This is a genomic window from Streptomyces sp. NPDC102274 (genome assembly GCF_044766385.1).
Classification (GTDB): Bacteria; Actinomycetota; Actinomycetes; order Streptomycetales; family Streptomycetaceae; genus Streptomyces.
In genome coordinates this window covers 1-3,916 of the sequence record NZ_JBIWLW010000112.1, presented here as the reverse complement: position 1 = coordinate 3,916, position 3,916 = coordinate 1, and the positions used below count along the sequence as shown (strand labels likewise).

Below are 3,916 nucleotides of genomic sequence, written 5' to 3'. Positions count from 1 at the left end.
ACGAGGAGTAGAGCGTGAGTGGAGCCACGGGCGCCGGATCGGCCGCTTCCGGAGCGAACGGTGCCCGTGGCCCTGCCACGGACTCCCAGGGGGTATCGGTGACCGACACTCGGGGGCAGAAGCCCCCGGGCCCTGACCCTGGATGTTGGACACGGGTTATGCGGCTTGAGGGAGTGTAGTTGAGGGTTCGAAGAGCGCGTTCTCGTAGGCGATTGGGGAGCGTTGTCCGAGGCGGGAGTGTCGACGCCGGGTGTTGTAGCGGCTGGCCCAGCGGAACGCCGCGAGCCGCGCGTGACGGGTGGTGGGCCATGCTTTCGCGCCCTTGAGCGTCTCCCTCTTCATGGACGCGTTCCAACTCTCCGCGGCGGCGTTGTCCGCGCTGCTGCCCACGGCGCTCATGCTCCGTCTCACGCCGGCTTGCTCGCAGGCGTCGGCGAACGCGGCACTCGTATATTGCGAGCCGTGGTCGCAGTGAAAGATCGCGCCGTCGAGGCTGCCGCGGGTTCGCTTGGCCGCCGCCAGGGCGTCGATGACGAGTTCGGCCCGCATGTGGTCAGCGATCGCCCAGCCTGCCAGGCGGCGTGAGCACAGATCGATGACTGTCGCCAAGTAGAGCGGCTTCGCGCCGCTGACCGGCAAGTAGGTTATGTCGCCGACGTACTTGGTGTTCGGACGCTCGGCGGTGAAGTCCCGTCCGATCAGGTCAGCGGCCTTCATGGCGGCCGGGTCCGGGATCGTGGTGCGGTGCTTCTTTCGCAGGCGCAGGCCGGCGAGTCCGATGGACCGCATGACGCGGGCGACGCGCTTGTGGTTGATGTGCTCGCCGTCGTCACGGAGTTCGGCGGTGATGCGCGGGACCCCGTAAGTGCCGTCCGAGGCGGTATGCACGGCGCGTATTCGCCGCGCGAGTTGGTCGTCGGTGGCCTGCCGGGCGGCCCGCGCGGGCGCGGTCCTGCGCCAGTAGTAGAAGCTGGACCGGGCGATGCCGATGATGGTGCACAGCCGCTTGAGGCCGTAGCGGCGCTGGTGGTCGGCAACTGTGAGCGATCACGAAATTCCCCAGGTGGGGCGGGTTCCGCGTCACGTAATTCCCCACCCCCGCGGTCACGTAATTCCCCAGGGGGATCGCGGGTGGCGGGGGTCATAGTCCTGGCCGTCGAGAAGACGGACGCTTCCTCGATCAGTGGTTCGAGGTCGAGGGAAGCGCACGATGGCAAGGAGAACGTTCAACGTGGTCGATGTGACCGAGATCTACGTCCACTGGTATGCGGGCCGTTCCAAGAGCGAGCTGTCCGCGTCGCTGGGCCTGGACCGCAAGACGATCAGGAAGTACCTGGCCCCGGCGGAGGCCGCCGGGATGGCCCCGGGCGGCCCGGCGATGACCGAGGCGGACTGGGCCTCACTGATCAAGGGCTGGTTTCCCGAGCTCGCCGACAAGCGGCTGCGGCAGGTGACCTGGCCCGAGATCGACAAGCACGGCGATTACATCAAGAGCCTGCTGGGGACGGTGACCGTCTCCACGATCCACCAACGCCTGAGGGACGAACACGAGTTGACGGTGTCGGTGTCCAGCTTGCGGCGGTGGATAGCGGCGACGCTGCCCGAGGAGACGAAGCGCTCGCAGGTCACCGTCCTGCGCGACGAGGTCGAGCCGGGCCTGGAGGCCCAGATCGACTACGGCTTCCTCGGCCAGTGGATCAACCCGCGCAGCGGGAAGCGCCACCGGATCTGGGCGTTCGTGATGGTGCTGCCATGCTCACGGCACATGTTCGTCCGCCCGGTGATCCACCTGGACCAGCACGCCTGGACCGAAGCCCACGTCGAAGCGTTTCGCTTCTTCGGCGGTGTCCCGCGCCGGCTGGTGCCCGACAACCTGCGCACCGGGGTCGACAAGCCCGACCTCTACGACCCGAAAATTAACAAGGCGTATGCCGAACTCGCCACGCATTACGGGGCGTTGGTGGATCCAGCGCGGGCAGGCCGGCCAAAAGACAAGCCGAGGGTCGAAAGGCCCATGCCTTATGTCAGAGATTCACTCTGGCGCGGTCGGGAGTTCGTCTCCCTCGAACAGATGCAGTCAGTAGCGGTCCGCTGGTCCCGCGAGGTTGCCGGGCAGCGGCAGTGCCGGCCGATGGGAGGGGCCGCCCCGGCCTCGGTTTTCGAGGCCGTCGAAGCCGACACGCTGCTGCCGCTGCCCAAGACACCGTTCGTGCTCGCGAAGTGGTCGACCGCCGCCGTCGGGCCGGACATCCACGTCAAGGTCGGCCGCACCCTCTACTCGGTGCCGTGGAAACTGATCGGCAAGCGGCTGGACGTCCGCTCGACCGCGGTGAGTGTCCAGATCTTCGACCAGGGTGAACTGGTCAAGACCCACGCGGCACTTGAGCAGGGCAAGCGCACCGACAGCGGCGACTATCCGCCGGAGAAGATCGCCTTTCATATGCGGACCCCGACCTGGTGCCGCACCCAGTCCGTCCAGCTCGGCGCCGCCTGCCGCGAGGTGATCGACCAGCTGCTGGAGGTCAACGCGCTCTATCGGCTCCGCGCCGCCCAGGGGATCCTCGGTCTGCGCAAGAAGTACGGCGAGACGCGGCTGGAGGCCGCCTGCGCCAAGGCGATCGCGGTCGGTGACCCGTCCTACCGCACGATCAAGGGCATCCTCGTCGCCGGCACCGAGACCGAACCGGCCCCCGAATCCTCCGGCGACGGCGGCGCCGCCGCGTTTCTGCACGGACCGACGCGGCTCTTCGCGACCGCCACGACCCCCGACATGACGAACGACGACCGTGATGACCACCGTCACGAAGAAGGAGTGGCGTGATGAGCATCATGGACACCGCCCTGCGGGACGCGCTTCGCGCGCTGAAGCTCTCCGGCATGCTGGAAACCCTCGACGCCCGCCTGGCCCAGGCCCACGGCGGCGAGCTCGGGCACCTGGAGTTCCTCCAGATCCTCTGCCAGGACGAGATCACCCGCCGGGAGACCGTCGCCTTCCAACGGCGCCTGGCCCGGGCGAAGTTCGAGCAGCAGGCCACCCTGGAGGAGTTCGACTTCTCCGCCTCCCCGAAGCTGCCCGCAGCCCAGATCCGCGACCTCGCGGCACTGCGCTGGCTCCACACCGGAGAGTCCGTAAATTTTGTTCGGGCCGGTCGGCGTCGGCAAGACACACGTTGCCCAGGCACTCGGACACCTGGCGATCCGGCTCGGCGCCAACGTCCGCTTCGCCAAGACCAGCCGCATCCTGGCGGACCTGGCCGGCGGCCACGCCGACCGGACCTGGGATCGGCGGCTGCGCGAGTTGGTACGGCCCGACGTGCTCATCCTCGACGACTTCGCGATGCGCCAACTCACCGCATCCCAAGCCGACGACCTCTACGAGCTGGTCAGCGAGCGGCAGGGCCGGTCGCTGATCCTGACCAGCAACCGGGCACCGAGCGACTGGTATCCGCTCTTCCCCAACCCGGTCGTCGCCGAGTCACTCCTGGACCGGCTCATCAACACCAGCCACCAGGTGATCACGAACGGTCCGAGCTACCGGCCCAACAAGCGGCCCCGCGCAGGCGGCACCGAGAAGACAAACAAGCCCTCGATCAAGTAGACATGGACGAGGCCAGGACCTGGGGAATTACGTGACGCCCGCCCCGGGGAATTACGTGATCGTTCACAACCCTCGCTGCCAGCTCCGAAGCCATGATCCACATCGCCTCGATCGACAACCTTGCCAAGCACATAACGGACGAGACCGCACCAACCTGGCGAGGAACCTACTAGTGTTGCGTGCTTGAAGTCTATTTACGCTTGATCTTGTCGAGGATCTGGTCGGCGGACTTGGTCCAGGTGAACGGCTTGCAGCGGGTGTTGTAGCCGTCGATGAAGTCGCGGATGGCGGTCTTGAGGTCGGGGACGGACTCGAAGG

General features: G+C 67.1%; 2 protein-coding genes and 3 pseudogenes. 4 read left to right on the top strand and 1 reads right to left on the bottom strand.

All coding sequences use genetic code 11. From position 1 onward, the window contains the following. Positions 1 to 156: 156 nt before the first annotated feature. Positions 157 to 1,038, bottom strand: a pseudogene (locus ACIRQP_RS42130) (IS3 family transposase); the annotation flags it as partial. A gap of 193 nt (positions 1,039 to 1,231) precedes the next feature. On the opposite strand from ACIRQP_RS42130, the gene istA reads away from it, so the two are divergent. The 4 genes and pseudogenes from istA to ACIRQP_RS42110 form a co-directional block, all read left to right on the top strand. Continuing rightward, positions 1,232 to 2,821: an IS21 family transposase gene (gene istA, locus ACIRQP_RS42125; protein ID WP_403900731.1), complete on the top strand. Its 1,590-nt coding sequence runs from the start codon at positions 1,232 to 1,234 to the stop codon at positions 2,819 to 2,821. Beyond that, a pseudogene (locus ACIRQP_RS42120) lies at positions 2,821 to 3,078 on the top strand (ATP-binding protein); the annotation flags it as partial. The gene istA and the pseudogene ACIRQP_RS42120, both read left to right, overlap by 1 nt. A 58-nt stretch (positions 3,079 to 3,136) precedes the next feature. After that, positions 3,137 to 3,598 carry an ATP-binding protein gene (locus ACIRQP_RS42115; protein ID WP_403900729.1) on the top strand — a complete coding sequence of 154 codons (462 nt, stop codon included), beginning with the start codon at positions 3,137 to 3,139 and terminating at the stop codon, positions 3,596 to 3,598. 62 nt (positions 3,599 to 3,660) lie between these two features. Continuing rightward, positions 3,661 to 3,771, top strand: a pseudogene (locus tag ACIRQP_RS42110) (IS5/IS1182 family transposase); the annotation flags it as partial. Positions 3,772 to 3,916 lie beyond the last annotated feature (145 nt).